The sequence below is a fragment of the Hymenobacter sp. HDW8 genome, assembly GCF_011305775.1.
GTDB classification, from domain to species: Bacteria; Bacteroidota; Bacteroidia; order Cytophagales; family Hymenobacteraceae; genus Hymenobacter; species Hymenobacter radiodurans.
Genome location: NZ_CP049907.1, coordinates 4,078,823 through 4,095,622, shown reverse-complemented (window position 1 = coordinate 4,095,622; position 16,800 = coordinate 4,078,823). Strand labels below are relative to the sequence as shown.

Here is a 16,800-nt window from a genome sequence, read left to right as displayed (position 1 = left end):
AGATTAGATGGCGCGAAGCCGGTAGCGGAAGTACGAGCCGACCAGCAACAATAGTTTCGTGTTGTCGGGTACGCGCACGCGGCCGCCGAGGATTTGTGTGGCGGGCAACTGGCGGATTTTGTGAAAAAGCTTTAGGTAATACACATACGCGAGGTATACGCCCAGGCGCGCCGCCCGCGGCAACTGCACGATACCGGCGTAGCCAGCCTCAAAATCAGTACGAATGTCGGCCTCAATGTCGCGTTTCACGGTATCGTTGAAATGCTCGTAGCTCACACCGGGAAAGTATACCCGGCCCCGCTCTTCGTAGTCAGAGCGAATATCCCGCAAGAAATTGATTTTCTGGAAAGCAGATCCCAATCGACGCGCTGGCTCACGCAAGCGGTCAAACATAGCGGTATCGCCCTCGCAGAAGATGCGCAGACACATCAGTCCGACTACTTCCGCCGAACCGTAGATATAGTCGCTATAAAGCGACTGGTTGTAGTTGCGATCCTCCAAGTCCATCTCCATGCTCCGCAGAAAGGCCTCAATAAACTCCCGATCAATGCCGTAGCGGTGCACCATCAGCTGAAACGCGTGCAGCACCGGGCTCAGGCTGAAGCGCGTATCGAGCGCCTCGTAGGTCTGGCGCCGGAAATCGGCAAACAGAGCCGCTTTGTCGTGGTCGTGGAAAGTATCCACAATTTCGTCGGCCCAGCGCACGAAGCCATACACGGCGTACACCGGCAAGTGAAACCGCGGGTCGAGCGTACGGATGCCCAACGTAAACGAGGTGCTGTAGCGCTTCGTAATCAGCTTACTACACGCCAAGCTGGTTTGATCAAAAAGAGCTACGTGGTCCAAGGCTATGGAAATGCGAGGAGGTGAAAAGGATTAATTATCTCCCATAAGTGGACTGGGGGGCAATTTGTTCGGGCGGCTAGTCGATTGAGAATTCCTTAAATATTTCCCCGGCCACTACCTGCCCAGATATCAGGGAGGGCGGCACGCCGGGGCCAGGCACCGTAAGCTGCCCCGTAAAATACAGATTACTTACCTTTTTACTTTTCAGCGTAGGCTTGAAAATGGCGGTTTGCTTGAGTGTGTTAGCCAAACCATACGCATTGCCTTTGTAACTATGGTAATCGGCCACGAAGTCGCTGTGCGCATAGCTGCGCTTATAGATCACCGCATCGCGGATGCTCTGGCCGGTCAGTCGTTCCAAGCGGTCCATAATCAGGTGGTAATACCGCTCGCGGGTTTCCTCTGGGTCGGCTAAGTCTGGGGCAACGGGCACTAGCAGGAACAAGTTTTCGCAGCCTTCAGGCGCTACCGTGGGGTCAGTTTGAGAAGGCAAGGAGGCGTAAAACAATGGTTTGGTGGGCCACTGCGGCTGCTCATAGATCTCCTGGGCGTGGCGGCCAAAGTCCTCATCAAAGAAGAGGTTGTGATGACGCAAGTTTTTCAGCCGCTTATTCACTCCCAAATAAAACAGCAACGACGAAGGCGCCATTGTGCGCGAATCCCAATATTTTTCGTCGTAGTGCCGGTGCTGGGGGGCTAATAATTGTTGCTCGGCGTGATGGTAATCGGCGCCAGCTACTACGATATCAGCGGCACGAAAGCCAGCCGTAGTTTGCACGCCCGTCGCACGGCCGTTTTCTACGCGTATCTCTTGCACTTCTTGGTTGTATTCCAGCTTCACGCCTTGCTGCTGGGCCACCTGCACCATGCCTTCCACTATTTTGTGCATGCCGCCCCGCGGGTACCACGTGCCCAGGGCTAGGTCGGCGTAGTTCATCAGCGAGTACAGCGCGGGCGTATTTTCGGGCGTAGCACCCAGAAACAATACTGGAAACTCCATGAGCTTGATGAGCTTCTCGTGCTTAAAAAAGCGGCGCACGTGCCGGCTCATACTTTGCAGCACATCCAAACGCACCGCGTCAACAAGCAAGCGCGGATCGGCGAACTCCATGAGCGAGCGGCCGGGCATGTGTACGAATTTGTTGATACCTACCTCATACTTATATGCTGCCTGCCTCAAAAACTCGTCGAGTTGCACTGCACTTCCGGGCTCTAGTTGCTCAAACATGGCCCGAATAGCGGGCATAGCTGCCGGAATATCCAGAAAGTCGTTATCGCCAAAAATGACGGCGTACGAAGGGTCAAGGCGCACCAAGTCATAGAAATCAGCTACCCGATGCCCAAAACGAGCGAAGTATTGCTCAAACACATCGGGCATCCAATACCAGCTGGGGCCCATATCGAAAGTGAAGCCTTCGGCCCGAAACACGCGTGCTCGACCTCCCGGACCTTCGTTTTTCTCCAGCACTGTGACTTGGTAGCCGCGCTGCGCTAGGGATGTAGCGGCCGACAGTCCCGAGAAGCCTGCCCCAATAACTAAAACTTGTTTACTCACAAATCACAAATTAGGCTGATCGAATGGGTGTGCATAATCGCTTTGCAAAGCAGGTCAGCGCTGCTTCCTTATCATACCGTTGAGCTGGGTATAGGTTTACCAGATTTGCCCCCCAACTCTGCAAACCGTAGACAATCTGCGAAATATGCGATAAAAAAAGCGGGCCGCAGACACGCCACCTTTCGGTTTTGTACTCTGCGGCCCGCTGTACGCCCGGGCGGCGGTATTATCTCTCCCTATACTCTACACACCGGGGGCGTATACTTTCAATGCCTGCTTGAGTTCTTTGCGGGCAATGTGAATACGGTTTTTAACGGTACCAATCGGAATCTGTAGCTTCTCGGCAATCTCCAGGTACTTGTAGCCGATATAGTACATCATAAATGGAGTACGATAATCGGCCGAGAGCGTGGCAATTGCCTCGTTGATGTCGGTTACTACGAAGTCGCTCGAAGCACCATTGTGGGTAATGTAATTTTCGTCGGTATTGAAGTATTGGAAATACTCCGTGCTGTCAATATTGCTATTGCGCTTGGTGATCTTATTATAGTTATTAATGAAGGTGTTGCGCATGATGGTGTACAACCATGCCTTCAAATTGGTCCCAGCCTTGAACTTGTCCTTGTTCAACAACGCTTTGAGTAAAGTTTCCTGTACTAGGTCCTTTGCATCGTCAGCATCGCGGGTCAGGTTCATCGCCACGGGCTTCAGCGAATAGGAAATCTTTTGTACTTGATTGGTGAATTCCAGAGAGGTCATACTGTTTAGCTTTTCGTGGCAAAAAGTTAAACAAATATACGAGAAGATTTTAAAGTCGGATAGTTTTGAGGTAACTATTTTCTTGGGTCTTCAATACTTGCTTACGCTACGACAATGTACGAAGGCGCTGATAATCAGGTAGTATTACCGGAAACAAAATCGCTCTTCGCCCGAATTTGGCTGTTAAACCGGGCACTTTGCCAGACCAACCCCTATTTTCTCACGTTGGAGTTCTGAAGCAGAATAGAGCGATAAATAGGCTCCTTGTAGCCCGCATTTTTCTGTTTTTCAGCAAATATTTTTTACTAAAACGCACGTGTTCAAGACGTACGGTGCTACTTAATGGCGTCGCTCGTCGGCGAGGGCCAAAAAGTCGGTCATCAGACGGAGGCGGGCAGCTCTGGGGGGCAATTGTATTTCCTGATGCTGGGCCTGGCTTCCATACAGAAACAATTCGCTTTCGGGGCAAAGTCGCGCCAACTCGTTCACGTACGCCTGCACATGGTCGCGCTCAGGTCGCGCGGTCATCACGCAGCAAACAGCATGGGGCTTATAGGTAGTATAAACTAATTCTAGGTCATTGAGCGGCATATTCTGCCCCAAGTAGAGTACATGGTGGCCCCGCGAGCGCAGCGCATGATTCATAAATAGGAGCGCTAACTCATGCAGTTCACCCTCGGGTAGAAACAGCACCCAGCGCCGCGTAGTAGCCGGTGCGACCAGCGGTAAGTTGTCGGTAGCAACCAGCATTTTCTGCCGCAGCAGATTAGTAACTAAGTGTTCTTGTGCCGGATTGACACTCCCCGCCTGCCACAAAAGGCCGATACGCTGCAGAAACGGGTACACTACGTACATGATGGCCGTCTCGAAGCCTAGCTGACGAATGGTGGCGGTTAGCACTTTTGCCAACTGTTGCTCATTCATTTCGAGCATGGCGGCCAATAGCGCATTTACTTGGCGCGCATAATCATGCGGGTCGTCGGAGCCAGCCAACACGGCCTGCCCCAATTCCTCCTCGCTAAGCCGGGCAACCTGCGAAATACGATGGCCCCGGCTACATAGGGTAGCTACGTTGAGCAGGCGACGCAAATCAGCGTCGCAATACGTCCGGATGTTGGTAGCTGTTCGTTCGGGACGCAGCACATTGTAGCGCTGTTCCCACATGCGGATGGTGGGCGCCTTAATACCTGAAAGATTTTCCAGGTCACTGATTGAGAACTGTCCCACGGCTATAATTAATAATCAGAGGTTAATTATTAATTTTTTTGCGGCGGGCCAATGCAAAATACTTTGGTGATACCCATAGCATCCCAAACTCCTCGGAGCCGTCGCGGGCGCTGGTTTTGTGATGCATCTTATGGGCCATATTGAGGGCACGCAGATATTTGCTGCGCGATTTGCGCCAGAACCGCAGACGGCCGTGAATCAGGACATCGTGCACGAAAAAATAAACGGTACCGTAGGCTGCTATGCCTACTCCCACCCAAAAAGGCCAGTCCTTCGTTTCCGAACTGTACATTATAAATCCCATTGACAGGGAGCCGTAAAACAGAAAGAAGAAGTCGTTGCGCTCAAAGCGGTGCGGATGGCGCACATGGTGCGAACGATGCAAAAACCATAGTGCGCCATGAAGCACGTACTTGTGCATAAACCAAGCAACGAATTCCATTCCCAGAAAGGTGGCCGTCGTTACGGCAGCGGCTGCCAGTAGTGTCATAGGGGGTTAACCGAGGAGGAAGAGGGATGTTTAAAAGGTGCGTCTGAACTCCAACTGATGAGTTTAGAAATAATACAGCCCCCCTCAACTTCTCACATTAGCATCGGCATCTTCCCAGGTTATTTTCTCCTTACTCAAAAAAGCAGCGATACCCCGGCGGCAGTCGTTGGAGCCACGAGCCTCGGCATTCATCTGCGCAGCATAGCGCAAACTATCCTCCAGGGGCATTTCAGGGATGCGGGCCAGCATCTCTTTCGTCATTTCCATACTTTGCCTTGAGTTTTCGACACAAAGTCGGCGCGCAAACGTGCGCACTTTGTCGGCCAACTCTTCTTTGGGAGCCAGAAAATTGATCAGGCCAAAATCAACCGCCGCCTGGGCCGAAATAACATCGCCTGTAAGCAGCAGATGCTTGGTACGGGCCTCGCCAATTTTACGAAGCAAGAACACGCTCACAATGGCGGGCAGGAACCCTATTTTGACCTCAGTATAGCCAAACTTGGCTTCGGGCACCGCAAATGCAAAGTCGCAGATGCTGGCTAGGCCGCAGCCACCGGCTAAGGCATGTCCCTGCACCTGAGCAACAACGACCTTTTTCAGGGTATAAATCTGATGGAAAAGCTGCATCAGGTGCGTGGAGTCCGACAGGTTATCGGTATAGCTGAACCCCTGAAGATCCTGAATATATGCCAGGTCGGCGCCGGCACAAAACGCGTCGCCGGTGGCGCGTAGCACCACCACTTTGCAGGTCTCGTCGTCTTCGGCGTATTCAAAGGCCAGCTTCAACTCCGATACCATATCAGAGTTGAGGGCATTGCGCTTTTCAGGGCGGTTGAGCGTGATATATCCTATGGCTTCCTGGCACTCATAACGAATGTAGCGCAGGGCTTGCAGGTCCTCGGTTGGTGTGTTTTCCATGGTCGTTGGGATTAGCATTGTACGGGCAGCGCCGGGGAACGGAGAAAAGCCCCCCAGACGCCATTGAGCCGGCGCGGTAATCAAACCTAACAAAAATGGTGCGGTAAAAGAAGCGAAACAGGGTGAGGCCGCCGCTGGTTTTTCGAATTTTACTGCCTCGGCTGCTGCCGAAAAGCTCCCTGCGCAGTTATATCATGCGTGCGGAAACCTGCCTCGCGCAGCACCGAATCTTGGCGGGCCACATACCAGCTCCGGCACGAAGAATCGAAGACGATGGGGGGCTTTTTTCCGAATACCGCCGCCAGCTCGTCCGGCCGCACGCGGGCATTGCGGCGCAGGACTACTACGTCTACCTGCCAGGGTTGGCGAGCGGAGCTAAGGTGTCCTGTCACGAAAGCCAGCCGCAGGCCACGCCACACGACCAGCACTAGGCCATCATCGGCCTGCAAAGTAGCCGGCACGTGCGCTCCCTGCCAGCCCTGATGATAGCTTACACGACGCGCACCTCGTTGAATAGCGCCAGGCACAATACGGTAGGTTCGCTCGGTTTCCGAAAGCGGTAGCGAATCGACGGTTACAATATCAGCGGACGCTCCTTGCCAGAAGCCACACACCGAGCGACGCGGAATACTGTAGATTATCAGCTCCTCTTCGGTGCTTATGCGGTGTGCTGCCCACACGCGGCTACCAGCAAACACACCCAGCAACGCGCAGGCCAAGCTCAGCCAAGCAAGGCGTTTGACGGCCAAAAACAGGAGCACCAAAAGAATAACTGCAAACACCAGCCAGGTTTGAGGCGCCGTTAATTGAACGCCGCTAATAAGGGCATGCGGCATCTGACGCCCAATCCAGAAGATATATTCGTTGAAAGCCCAGATGATATTTTCTAGCAGAACTGCGACCACACGCGGCACTACATCCAGCTTCGAAGCAAAAGCCGGCACCAGTGCGCTAACGCCATGTGTAATACCAGTAATAGCCAGCAACCCCAGGCCCACATACAGCGCTCCCGACGACAGCGGCACGGCCACCAGATTGGACAGCAGGAAGCTGAGCGGAAACTGGTGGAAATAATACAGCCCTAACGGAAACGTCGCTATCTGCGCCGCTAATGTCAGGGCGGTTGCCTGCCATATCCAGTCGGCTGCCCAGCCGCTAGTTTGCCACAACTGCCGAACTAAGTAGGGCTGCCAGGGGCGCTGCCGGCGCGCGGCCCACTCCTGAAAGTCTATCCAGCCAGCAATTCGCGGCTGTAGATATACAATGCTGAGCACGGCCAAAAAGGAGAGTTGAAAGCCAACATCAGCCAGCAAGTAAGGATCGTAGCAGAGCAGTACAAAAGCGGCTACTGCCAACGTATTATACATCGTGCTTTGCCGCTCCGACACCCGCGCTACAATGATGAAGCTAAACATCACGGCCGCCCGCAGCACTGAGGCCGAGCATCCCGTGACAAAGGCGTAGCTCCAGATAACCAGCAGCCCCACGCCTGCCGACCAATACCGAAACCCAGGAGTGCCCCCAAACAAGCGGCGTAACGCCCAGGTAATCAATCCAAACAGCAAGCCTACCTGTAAGCCCGACACGGCCATAATATGGGTGGTACCGGTATTGGCGTAAGCCTGCTTAGTTTCCGAGTCAATATCATCCTTTATGCCCAAGACCAGCGCCGAAGCCAGTGCATATTCGCGCTTGGCCGTGATATAGCGCCTAAATACACCATCGAGTACCTGCGCCACCCGCAAACTAACAGCGCGCACATAGCTGGGGGCAAAAAGTCGATTTGACGGTATTGGTCGGGATGGATAAGCTGCTGATGATAGATTTGATGGTAACCCAGATAGCGCCGATAATCGAACTCGCCGGGATTGAGGGGTGCTTTGGCGGGCGCGGGCTGCCCGCGCACCAACCACACTTCCCCGTAGCGCGGCGCAGCTACGCCTTCCTCGCGCGGTACCGAAACACGAATGCCGCCTATCGCCGTTTGCCAGCGCCCCGTTACGCGTACCGCCGACACGCGCAATGTAGTAGCGTACGTAGCGGGCCGCACCACGGGGTTCTCATCAACTACTGCCCGATAAAACTCTACGGGGCCATGCAGCTGACTTAAATGGCTGGCCCTCCGCGACTCCGTAGCCAGCTGGGCGCTAGTAAGCCCCGCCAGAAACACGACAGCCAACGCCAGCAAACCTACTGCATCGTTTGCCCCAGCTGACCCACGGCGTGCAGCCCACCATTGACCGACAACGATCAGAAAAAAGCCCCCCAAGAGCCACGGCAGCAGCTCAGGCAGGGTTTGGCCTACATACAAATAAGTCAGAATACCAGCTACTAACGCAACAACCAATCTTACAAAAGCAAGAGGAGCCCACTTAATCTGACTCTTCATGATCAGATAATTGAGCAATAATCCACGAAGAAATCTTGATAGCCGTTGCCACTGGTAATTGATAAAAATTAAAATCACCCACTGGAATTATCTATAGCATCTGGGGGGCTTTTTTAGAAAGCAAAAGTCCTTCCGACTTTACGTGGGAAGGACTTTTTACAAATATATGCAGGCGAAGGCACAGCGGTTTATGCCTTTGGTGTGCCGCGCCAAATCATCTTATAATGCTCAATATCACATTCCGTAAACTGCTCACCCACTTTCTCAAACCCGTGGCGCTCGTAAAAGGGAATAGCTCGTAATTGGGCGTGCAAATACAGCGTAGCCTCAGGATAGGCAGCGTGAGCATCTTCCAGCACGCGGTGCAGCAGTGCGGCACCTACTTGCTGGTTACGGTAGTCGGCGAGCACAGCGAACCGCTCCAGTTTCACGCCTTTATCAGTAGGGCGCCAGCGGGCGGCGCCGCAGGGCGTGCCGTCGGCAGCGCGGGCTAAGTAATGGGTAGCGTCGGTGCGGTCGTGCTCGTCATATTCGTCGTTCAGGGGCACGCCTTGCTCGTGAACGAACACGGTTTCGCGGATAGTAAAGGCGTCATCAAGGTCGCGCAGGTCAGTAATTCTTTCGGCGGTAATCACGTGGGTGGCGGTTTTAAGCTGTTTTCGCTGGTGCGAGTAAATGGCAGTTTGGGCACTACTGCTTCGTAAGCGAAGGTACACGGAACAAAAAAAGCTGCCTCCATGGGGAAGCAGCTTTTTTCAAAAGCATTCGAGCTGATAGAGTTCAAAAACTACAATCTACATCTGCTGCTCGTGATTGACGGGCAGCGTCGTGTTGTTGACAGGTGGAAAATCCGACTCCGGCCGAGAATCTGGGTGCGGGCGATATAAGTCGCGGGCGGGGCGGGTAGCTTGGTCGCGCTGCGTCTGTATGTCGTAGCGGTCGTAGGCATACACGATTTCCTTCACTAGGCGGTGACGCACTACGTCCTCCGCAGTCATTTCCACGAAGCCAATACCACGCACATCACGCAGAATATCAAGCGCTTGTAGCAAACCCGATTTTTGCTTGGTGGGCAAGTCGATCTGGCTACGGTCGCCGTTTACCATCACCTTCGCGGTCGGGCCCATACGGGTCAGGAACATCTTGAGCTGAGAAGGCGTGGTATTCTGAGCTTCATCCAGCAGCACGAACGCATTATTCAGCGTTCGGCCGCGCATGTAGGCCAGGGGAGCAATTTCGATGATCTTATTTTCCTGGTAGAACTTCAGCTTTTCAGCCGGAATCATGTCCTCCAGGGCGTCGTAAATAGGGCGCAGATACGGATCAACCTTCTCTTTCATATCGCCGGGCAGGAAGCCCAAGCTTTCGCCGGCCTCTACTACGGGCCGCGAGATGATGATTTTCTTGACCTCTTTATTCTTAAGTGCCCGCACGGCCAGCGCCACCGACACGTAGGTTTTGCCTGTACCAGCCGGCCCTAGCGCGAAGGTCAAATCGTGCTTCATGACCGTATCCACCAGCTTCTGCTGGTTGGGAGTTTTGGCCTTGATGACGCCGCCTTTGGCCCCGAACACAATTACATCGGCTACGGAGGCTGTGGCAATAATGCGTTCTTGCTGCTCATCATCGGCGGCAGCAATGTACTCGGTCACGTTGCGGTCAGTGATAGCTCCGTACTGGTGGTAGTGCTCAATGAGCGATGATAAAATTTCGTTAATGCGGGCAATGACAGGCGTCTGGCCCTGGATTTTTATTTCGTTACCGCGGCTGATGATTTTGCTGCCGGGAAAAGCGGCCGCCAGCTGGCGTATGTTCTGGTTGTCGGGTCCGAGGAACTCGACGAGGGAGACATTTTCGAGGGTGATGATTTTCTCGACCAAATTATGAGTGCTTTAAGGCGAAGAAGAGGATAAAAAAACAAGCGGTAGAGCGTTGGTAGGAGCAAATGCCTACTTTTGCCGCCCCCACCCCAGCTTACAACGGGGTCAAACAATAGTACGAAGAACTCAGGATTTCCGGCAATGGGGTTGATTACGTTTCTGTCCGATTTTGGCTACCGCGACCATTACGTAGCCGCCGTGAAGGCGCGCCTACTGCAATTGGCCCCTACGCAGCCCGTAATGGACATTTCACATGCTATAGAACCCTTTAACATCGCGCACGCCCTACACGTTCTAAATGCGGTATTTCGTGATTTTCCGCGAGGCACAGTGCACCTCCTAGGTATCAATGATTACGGTGGAGCGCAGGGGCGGTGGCATGCTGTACAGTTTGAAGGTCATTATTTTCTGGCCGCCGACAACGGCCTGCTTACTCTGCTCACCGATGGCCGCCCGGCCGATGTAGTGCGCCTGCCCGCCCAGGATACGCCCTCTCCTACCCGCGATATTCTGGCGCCGGCCGCCGTTCATCTAGCCCAAGGTAGTTCGCTCGAAGATCTTGGTCCGCTAACTACAGAGCTATATCAGCTGCTCAACCGTCAGCTGCGCATCCAGGATCACCGCATCACGGGCCACGTGGTGCATGTGGATCATTACGGTAACCTCATTACCAACATCACCCGCACCGCTATTGAAGCAGTAGGCCACGGCCGCGCCTGCGCCGTGCATTTCGCCCGCGAAACCGTGCGCGAAATTGCCCCCCACTTTCAAGCTACTGCGCCCGGCGAAGCAGTATGCATTTATAACAGCCAAGAAGTACTTTGCATTGGCATTAACCAGGGTAATGCAGCCGAATTGCTAGGGCTTTATTTCGATTCGCAGGTAGATGTGCGCTTTGCGCTCGACTCAAATTGAGTACTATTTAAGCTACCAAAAGCCAATAGTATCACCTAGCAAAAGAGCGATTTGAGCCTCCTAAGGCACATAATATTTTGTTTATATATTATGTTAAATTAAATCGGTCAACGTGTCATACTACGAAATGCCTTCCTTTGGGGGGCATTTCTCGTTTCTTAAAAAGCTATTCTCACCTATGCTTATCCGAATCGTGCGCATGACATTTGCGGCAGAAAACATCCCTGCCTTTTTACAGCTTTTTCGGGCCACCGAAACTCGAATTCGTCAGATGCCGGGTTGTCAGCATTTAGAGTTGTGGCAAGATGCTAATACGCCTCATATCTATTGCACCTATAGCCATTGGGAATCAGAGGAGGCGCTCAACGCTTATCGTAAGTCAGCGCTATTTGGCGAAGTTTGGCCAGCTATTAAGGCCTTGTTTGCAGCCCCAGCACAAGCCTTCTCCGTACACCCCATTGCCCCATAGCCAGCTTGGGTAGGCCAATTATGGCTTCTTTTTGTTTCTACTGAATGAGCTAGGCACCCATACTAGTGAGTTCAGACCATTTCCCAACTCCGCAATTCATGACTGATTACTTTGAATTCTACGACTTACCCGAATCCTTTCAGCTGGATGAAGCTACTTTAAAACAGAAGTATTACGCCTTCAGTCGCGAGTTTCACCCCGATTTTCACGCTACTGCACCAGCGGAGCGCCAGCAGGAAATTCTGCATCTGGCCACTCAAAACACCAACGCCTACCGCACGCTCTCCGACCCCGATCAGCGCATGGCCTACATTCTTGGCCGACATAATCTGCTGGAAGAAGGCAAACAGGAAATTCCTTCCGATTTTTTAATGGAAGTAATGGAGCTGAACGAACAGCTGATGGAACTTGAGATGGAGCCCGATCCCAATGTAGTGGCAAGTGTTGAGAATGAGGTGAATGCCATAGCCGCAACCCTCGATGCGGGCATCGAGCCAGTACTCATTGGCTACCCCGGTTTGCCCCCCGATGTACGTCCTCAAGCCCTACAACAAGTGCGCACCTATTATTTGAAACGCCGATACTTGTTGCGTATTCGGGAAAGTCTGGCTAAGTTTGCCACCCGTTCCTGAGTCGTGGGAACGTAGTGAAGCCCAGATGGCGGAACCGGTAGACGCGTTGGTCTCAAACACCAATACCGCAAGGTGTGCCGGTTCGACTCCGGCTCTGGGTACAGAGTAGCAGAAACGAAAAGCCTGAGAAATCGATAATCTGGAAACGGATGCGATTTTTCAGGCTTTTTGCATTCAGTGATTTAATGCATTCACTCCGAATGGCACACATACACATCGACGGCCTGCAAATAGAAGTAGTGCGCAAAAACATCCGCACACTACGCCTGACGGTATATGCCCCCGATGGCAAAGTGCGCGTGGCGGCTCCAATGCGCATGGCTGCCAGCACCATCGAAGAATTTGTAGTAGCCCGGCGAGTTTGGATTCTGAAGCATCAGGCAAAATTTGCGGCGCGTGAGCGGCCTGTTGCCCTTGCGTATGTATCGGGGGAGGCGCATTTTTTTAAAGGCAAGGCCTATCAATTGCAAATACTCGAAGCGAAGGGGCGGCCACGAGTGGCCATTCGGGATGAGCAGTTTCTAGAGTTATCCATACCACAAGACGCTTCTAAGGAGCAGCGCGAAAGCGTGCTAACAGCTTGGTATCGGGCGCGCTTGAAAGAGCAGTTGCCAGCGTTACTTGCTAAGTGGGAGCCAATTGTAGGAAAGCAAGCCACAGCTTGGGGTGTAAAGCAAATGAAAACGCGCTGGGGCACCTGTAATATTCAGGCAAAGCGCATCTGGCTCAATCTGGAGCTGATAAAACGCCCCCCACTCTGCTTGGAATATGTGGTAGTGCATGAGTTGGTACACCTGCATGAGCGCTACCATAACGCCCGCTTTTGGGGATTCATGGACCAGTTTATGCCCGATTGGCGGACCTATAAGGCAGAGTTGAGCCAAGTAACGCTGGGCACTGCATCAGGGTCAGATGCGGATTAAAGGTGCTTTGCGTAGGAGTTGAGGTATTATAGTTTCAATACAATCGGCTAATACTAAAAGCCCCACATCCTCAGCTAGAGGGTGTGGGGCTTCGAACGGCAATTGACTACCTTACTTCTGCATTTTCTTGCCTCCCGAGGCGGCTTTGGCCGTAGTAGGCGACACGAGTTGGCCGTTGCGGACAATTACTTGGCCGTCCACTTCCACCGTCGCGTTGGCGATGGCGAGATTAATGCCAGTGCCACCCTTGTTTTGCCCGCCCTGCAGTTCATTGCCTCCAGCTCCTACTAGTACCATACCCGCAGCCGTAGCCGGGGTATAGCCTTTCTGCTCCTGCACCTTCATGGCCGGGTTCAAGCCGATTGAAAAATAGCCGAGCTTCATCAGGCTAGCATCATTCAGCGCCAACCACTTCTGAAAATCTTCGTCCCCCACTTCAGCCTTCGCGTTCGTCATCTGCCCACCTTTGAACTCAGCCTTGAAGCCTTGAAACGGTTTGCCATTCCACGTGCTGGGGGAGGCCACTAACCGGCCCGTGCCGGAGGTCTCCTGGCAGGTACCATAGATCCGTCCCCCAGGCAGGGCCACCGTGCGGTTCAGAATCATCTTTTCCTGCTGATCGGCGGCAGTTAGCACGCCATCGTCAACAAACATCGGGCGGGCAGCAAGCTGAAAGGTCAGGTCTGTGCCCGAGGGAGAAGTAATATGGACTTTTTTACCTGTCGCTAGCAACTGTTTGATTTGTTGCGCTTGGACTGAAATGGCCGCATAATCAGTACCAATACCCGCCCAAACCATCTGTTCATAGCTCGCGTAGTCCATCTGTTGATTCGCCGCAAAGCTCTTACTAGGGAAGGTTACCGAGACACCCCGCAATTTGGTGGCATCCAGCTTTTGGTTTACGCCGGCTTCGGCCGCCACTTTACTGAATTTGGCTTGGCGTTCCGGCGTTGTGCCTGCGAGTACAGCTTTGGTGTCTTCTACACTAGGTAGGGAGATGAGGACATCTGCCCCTAATAGCCAGTTACTGGATTTCGAGGCTTGAATCGCTGATTCAGGCATTTCTACGCTGGTGGCACGGGCTACTTTGTCCGTATTCAGCAGCATATTCGGTTGCCCCCCTGCGCGGGCTACTTCCACTGCAATAGCTTCCATTAGCGGCAGGGTATGCTTGCCACCGGTAATCATTACTAGCTCTCCGGGCTTGACGCCCGCAGAAGTGTTGACGATTTGCTTGGCGATCTGCTCATAGTTTTGCCCGAAGACAGGACTAGCCAGCAATAGCAGGCCGAGTAGCCCACTGGTTTGGAGGTAACGATTTTTCATGCTAATGGGGATTGGGGTGAGGGGTATATGGATAAAAAAGAAAAATCTGGGCAGCCACAGCTGTCCCAGACCTTTGGTAATGAACAGTAAATTGGTAACGCGTAAAAGCAACTGTTTTTTAATATTACATATAATATTTATAACTATCTCTATATAAATACGGGAACTGCTTTAATCATTTTATCATTCCCCCTTTCTTCATAGCTGTGGCGCTTTTATATATATAATTGGTAGCCAAATAATTAATACGAGCCTTGTTCGGTGGCTTTCCTGGCCAGTTGTTGTCTTATATCGACTGATGCTACTAAAGTGGAAAAATCGCCTTTTAGCGTGTCTTGTTGATTAACTGCAGCGACAAAAAGTCTCTTCAAAAAGAACGCGCCAGCTAGCATAGGTAGCGTATGCGCCCGCTGCTCATAACTCAAAAAATATCTAACCCGAGAGCAATTGAAGCAAATACATGAAATACTAACTTCCAATGCTTTTGAGCAATACAAAAAGCCCGGAAGCTAGTTGCTCCCGGGCTTTTTGTATTGCTTGTATATAATATTAAGCGCCTTCTGGAAAGTCGGCTGAATTACCAATTTCAGCTACCTCTTCTAGCTCCTTGACCAAACTGGTAAACTTGTCGCGGGCGCCTTTCACAGCGGCTTTGCCTAGGGGCAGGTGCAGCGGCGGATTCTCTTGGCGCACAAGGTCATACATGATTTGGGCGGCGCGGTCGGGGTTGCCGGGCTGGCGGCCGCTATAGCTCTGAATGCCTTTGAGGTTTTCGCCAACCGTGGCCCGGTAGTCCTCAATCTGAGTATCGACGAAGCTGGCAGAACGGCCGGCCCAGTCAGTGCGGAAGCCGCTGGGCTCAATGTTGGTCACTTTTATTCCCAACGGCCCTACCTGCTGAGCCAGGCTTTCGCCAATAGCTTCAAGCGCAAACTTCGAGGCATTATAAACCCCTACGCCAGGGAAGGTTTTTAGCCCCCCAATGCTGGTAATATTGATTACGTGGCCGCTTTTGCGTTCGCGCAAATGAGGCAACACGGCTCGTAGGACATGCAGAGGGCCAAATACATTCACATCGAATTGGCGGTGGACTTCCTCAGCGGTAATTTCCTCGATGCTGCCCAGGGAGCCGTAGCCCGCATTATTTACAATTACGTCGAGGTGGCCTAGCGCTTGCACAGCGTCAGCCACGGCCTGTTTTACCTCAGCTTCATTTGTCACGTCGCAGACGAAGCCACGACCATTATAGCCTGCTTTTTGGGTGAACTCGTCGGCTTGTTGCTGTTGGCGGAAGGTGGCGGCTACTTTGTCGCCTTTTTGTAAAAGCAATTCGGCTAGCGAAGCACCGAAGCCAGTGCTTACGCCTGTGATAAACCAGTTTTTAGTGGTGGTTGGCATTGTTCAGATAAACAAGAATGGATACTTAACGACCGAAATAGGTACGGCTGGATTTTTTAACTACGAATCCTGCCTTAGGGTTTAGGCAATTGGTCGCTAAGCCTCCAATTCCACGAGCACGGCGGTGGAGCCGCCGGCATCATCGTCGGTGACGAGTAGCAATTCGTAGCGTTGGGGGGCAATTTCTCGGCGCACGGTTATGCTTTCTACCTTGCCGCGGTAGGGTTGGCCATTGGGTAGAATCAGTTGGGTGAAGCGCGTCTGTAGTGGTCGGTTGGAACGCTGCGCAAGGTCCAGCATGCCTACGAAGCTGCCTAGCACTTCACCATCGGCTACGGGGTCGCTGGTATCTTCTACGGAGGCCGTTACAAACAGATTGCCCTTGTGCGTAGTGGCTCCGGAGAAGCCAGCTGGTATCTTTGCGATGGTAGGCAATTGATAAAACTGCGTTTGAATACTCGGCAGCTGGCTCGAACGATGCTGAATGAAGTCTAATGCCTGTTGCAAAGGCAGCCGAAACAACAGATTTCCTGCGCCCGAGCCCACGGTGCGTTGAAAAAGGAGCAACTCTGTAGTGGTGGCGGCCGCAGCCTCCAGATTCAACACGACGCTCTTAGGTAAGGCCTTACGAAGTGCAGTATATAAAGTACTCAAAGACAGAGGATATACTGCCGCTCCGGCACCCGCTTGCTTGGGCAGCGTCACCCAGAATCCCTTCTCCCGCTCCGCTGTAGCTCCCGATCCGCACACGAGCAGGGCCGTGTCGCCGCCGGCTGCGGGTACGGCTGTTAGGCACTCCAAGTCAGGCTTAAGGTTTTTGGGCAAACGACCGGAGCTAAAATGCACCGTTTCGAAAAGGGTGATACGGCCGTTGGGCTTGAGGGCCCGCGCATCAAAACAATAGAGAAAAGGCGAATCGTCGCCGATGATATAGGCTGTGTCGCCAACCACTTCTACCCCTGACGCCGAGGGCAGGTCGGGCAAATCAAACTGGCGCAGAATGGTTGCTTTCATGTGATAAGCTGCACTGGCTAACGTTGTTCTCTCGCTAACATACGTACGGGCGCCGCTGG

Annotated in this window: 17 protein-coding genes and 1 tRNA gene; 5 read left to right on the top strand and 13 right to left on the bottom strand. The window is 52.8% G+C overall.

The features are described from left to right. Positions 1-3: 3 nt before the first annotated feature. The 10 genes from G7064_RS17540 to G7064_RS17495 form a co-directional block, all read right to left on the bottom strand. On the bottom strand, positions 4-846 hold the full coding sequence (locus G7064_RS17540; protein ID WP_133273625.1) for a phytoene/squalene synthase family protein: 843 nt from the start codon (positions 844-846) through the stop codon (positions 4-6). A 76-nt stretch (positions 847-922) separates the two neighbouring features. Continuing rightward, complete coding sequence (locus tag G7064_RS17535) at positions 923-2,401, bottom strand: phytoene desaturase family protein (RefSeq protein ID WP_166074591.1); 1,479 nt, start codon at positions 2,399-2,401, stop codon at positions 923-925. Between the two features lie 243 nt (positions 2,402-2,644). After that, entirely contained in the window at positions 2,645-3,160 is a 516-nt protein-coding gene (locus tag G7064_RS17530; protein WP_084444619.1) for a sigma-70 family RNA polymerase sigma factor, read from the bottom strand. A 339-nt stretch (positions 3,161-3,499) separates the two neighbouring features. Beyond that, positions 3,500-4,387: a MerR family transcriptional regulator gene (locus G7064_RS17525; RefSeq protein ID WP_166074590.1), complete on the bottom strand. Its 888-nt coding sequence runs from the start codon at positions 4,385-4,387 to the stop codon at positions 3,500-3,502. Between the two features lie 22 nt (positions 4,388-4,409). Continuing rightward, positions 4,410-4,877 carry a sterol desaturase family protein gene (locus G7064_RS17520; protein WP_133273628.1) on the bottom strand — a complete coding sequence of 156 codons (468 nt, stop codon included), beginning with the start codon at positions 4,875-4,877 and terminating at the stop codon, positions 4,410-4,412. An 84-nt stretch (positions 4,878-4,961) separates the two neighbouring features. Further along, a complete protein-coding gene (locus tag G7064_RS17515) occupies positions 4,962-5,795 on the bottom strand; it encodes an enoyl-CoA hydratase/isomerase family protein (RefSeq protein WP_133273629.1) in 834 nt (277 codons plus the stop codon). Positions 5,796-5,944: 149 nt separating this feature from the next. Further along, positions 5,945-7,555 (bottom strand): ComEC/Rec2 family competence protein, encoded by a 1,611-nt coding sequence (locus G7064_RS17510; RefSeq protein WP_166074589.1) that lies wholly within the window; start codon positions 7,553-7,555, stop codon positions 5,945-5,947. Further along, positions 7,447-8,184: a ComEC/Rec2 family competence protein gene (locus G7064_RS17505; RefSeq protein ID WP_166074588.1), complete on the bottom strand. Its 738-nt coding sequence runs from the start codon at positions 8,182-8,184 to the stop codon at positions 7,447-7,449. Before G7064_RS17505 ends, G7064_RS17510 begins: the two co-directional genes overlap by 109 nt. Positions 8,185-8,372: 188 nt before the next feature. Further along, complete coding sequence (locus tag G7064_RS17500; RefSeq protein ID WP_317172785.1) at positions 8,373-8,900, bottom strand: GNAT family N-acetyltransferase; 528 nt, start codon at positions 8,898-8,900, stop codon at positions 8,373-8,375. Between the two features lie 78 nt (positions 8,901-8,978). Then, on the bottom strand, positions 8,979-10,064 hold the full coding sequence (locus tag G7064_RS17495) for a PhoH family protein (protein ID WP_166074587.1): 1,086 nt from the start codon (positions 10,062-10,064) through the stop codon (positions 8,979-8,981). Positions 10,065-10,205: 141 nt separating this feature from the next. Here G7064_RS17495 and G7064_RS17490 point away from each other — a divergent pair, with 141 nt between their 5' ends. From G7064_RS17490 to G7064_RS17470, 5 genes are all read left to right on the top strand, one after another. Then, positions 10,206-10,979, top strand: a complete 774-nt coding sequence (locus G7064_RS17490) for an S-adenosyl-l-methionine hydroxide adenosyltransferase family protein (protein ID WP_166074586.1) — start codon at positions 10,206-10,208, stop codon at positions 10,977-10,979. Between the two features lie 178 nt (positions 10,980-11,157). Beyond that, positions 11,158-11,448 (top strand): putative quinol monooxygenase, encoded by a 291-nt coding sequence (locus tag G7064_RS17485; RefSeq protein WP_166074585.1) that lies wholly within the window; start codon positions 11,158-11,160, stop codon positions 11,446-11,448. 98 nt (positions 11,449-11,546) lie between these two features. Then, positions 11,547-12,080, top strand: a complete 534-nt coding sequence (gene hscB / locus G7064_RS17480) for a Fe-S protein assembly co-chaperone HscB (protein ID WP_166074584.1) — start codon at positions 11,547-11,549, stop codon at positions 12,078-12,080. Positions 12,081-12,099: 19 nt separating this feature from the next. Beyond that, positions 12,100-12,181 (top strand) — tRNA-Leu (locus G7064_RS17475). Between the two features lie 99 nt (positions 12,182-12,280). Beyond that, a complete protein-coding gene (locus G7064_RS17470) occupies positions 12,281-13,003 on the top strand; it encodes a M48 family metallopeptidase (protein ID WP_166074583.1) in 723 nt (240 codons plus the stop codon). 111 nt (positions 13,004-13,114) lie between these two features. On the opposite strand, the gene G7064_RS17465 is transcribed toward G7064_RS17470, so the two are convergent. The 3 genes from G7064_RS17465 to G7064_RS17455 form a co-directional block, all read right to left on the bottom strand. Next, complete coding sequence (locus G7064_RS17465; RefSeq protein WP_166074582.1) at positions 13,115-14,329, bottom strand: aminopeptidase; 1,215 nt, start codon at positions 14,327-14,329, stop codon at positions 13,115-13,117. 549 nt (positions 14,330-14,878) lie between these two features. Then, positions 14,879-15,727, bottom strand: a complete 849-nt coding sequence (locus G7064_RS17460) for an oxidoreductase (protein WP_166074581.1) — start codon at positions 15,725-15,727, stop codon at positions 14,879-14,881. Positions 15,728-15,823: 96 nt separating this feature from the next. Further along, a complete protein-coding gene (locus G7064_RS17455; RefSeq protein WP_166074580.1) occupies positions 15,824-16,741 on the bottom strand; it encodes a DUF6929 family protein in 918 nt (305 codons plus the stop codon). Between the last annotated feature and the right edge of the window lie 59 nt (positions 16,742-16,800).

Excerpts from the sequence above, each read along its gene's own strand:
- G7064_RS17490 (WP_166074586.1), top strand. The coding sequence starts at position 10,206 with ATGGGGTTGATTACGTTTCTGTCCGATTTTGGCTACCGCGACCATTAC.
- G7064_RS17505 (WP_166074588.1), bottom strand. The coding sequence starts at position 8,184 with ATGAAGAGTCAGATTAAGTGGGCTCCTCTTGCTTTTGTAAGATTGGTT.
- G7064_RS17470 (WP_166074583.1), top strand. The coding sequence starts at position 12,281 with ATGGCACACATACACATCGACGGCCTGCAAATAGAAGTAGTGCGCAAA.
- G7064_RS17530 (WP_084444619.1), bottom strand. The coding sequence starts at position 3,160 with ATGACCTCTCTGGAATTCACCAATCAAGTACAAAAGATTTCCTATTCG.
- G7064_RS17515 (WP_133273629.1), bottom strand. The coding sequence starts at position 5,795 with ATGGAAAACACACCAACCGAGGACCTGCAAGCCCTGCGCTACATTCGT.
- G7064_RS17465 (WP_166074582.1), bottom strand. The coding sequence starts at position 14,329 with ATGAAAAATCGTTACCTCCAAACCAGTGGGCTACTCGGCCTGCTATTG.
- G7064_RS17460 (WP_166074581.1), bottom strand. The coding sequence starts at position 15,727 with ATGCCAACCACCACTAAAAACTGGTTTATCACAGGCGTAAGCACTGGC.
- G7064_RS17485 (WP_166074585.1), top strand. The coding sequence starts at position 11,158 with ATGCTTATCCGAATCGTGCGCATGACATTTGCGGCAGAAAACATCCCT.
- G7064_RS17520 (WP_133273628.1), bottom strand. The coding sequence starts at position 4,877 with ATGACACTACTGGCAGCCGCTGCCGTAACGACGGCCACCTTTCTGGGA.
- hscB (WP_166074584.1), top strand. The coding sequence starts at position 11,547 with ATGACTGATTACTTTGAATTCTACGACTTACCCGAATCCTTTCAGCTG.
- G7064_RS17455 (WP_166074580.1), bottom strand. The coding sequence starts at position 16,741 with ATGAAAGCAACCATTCTGCGCCAGTTTGATTTGCCCGACCTGCCCTCG.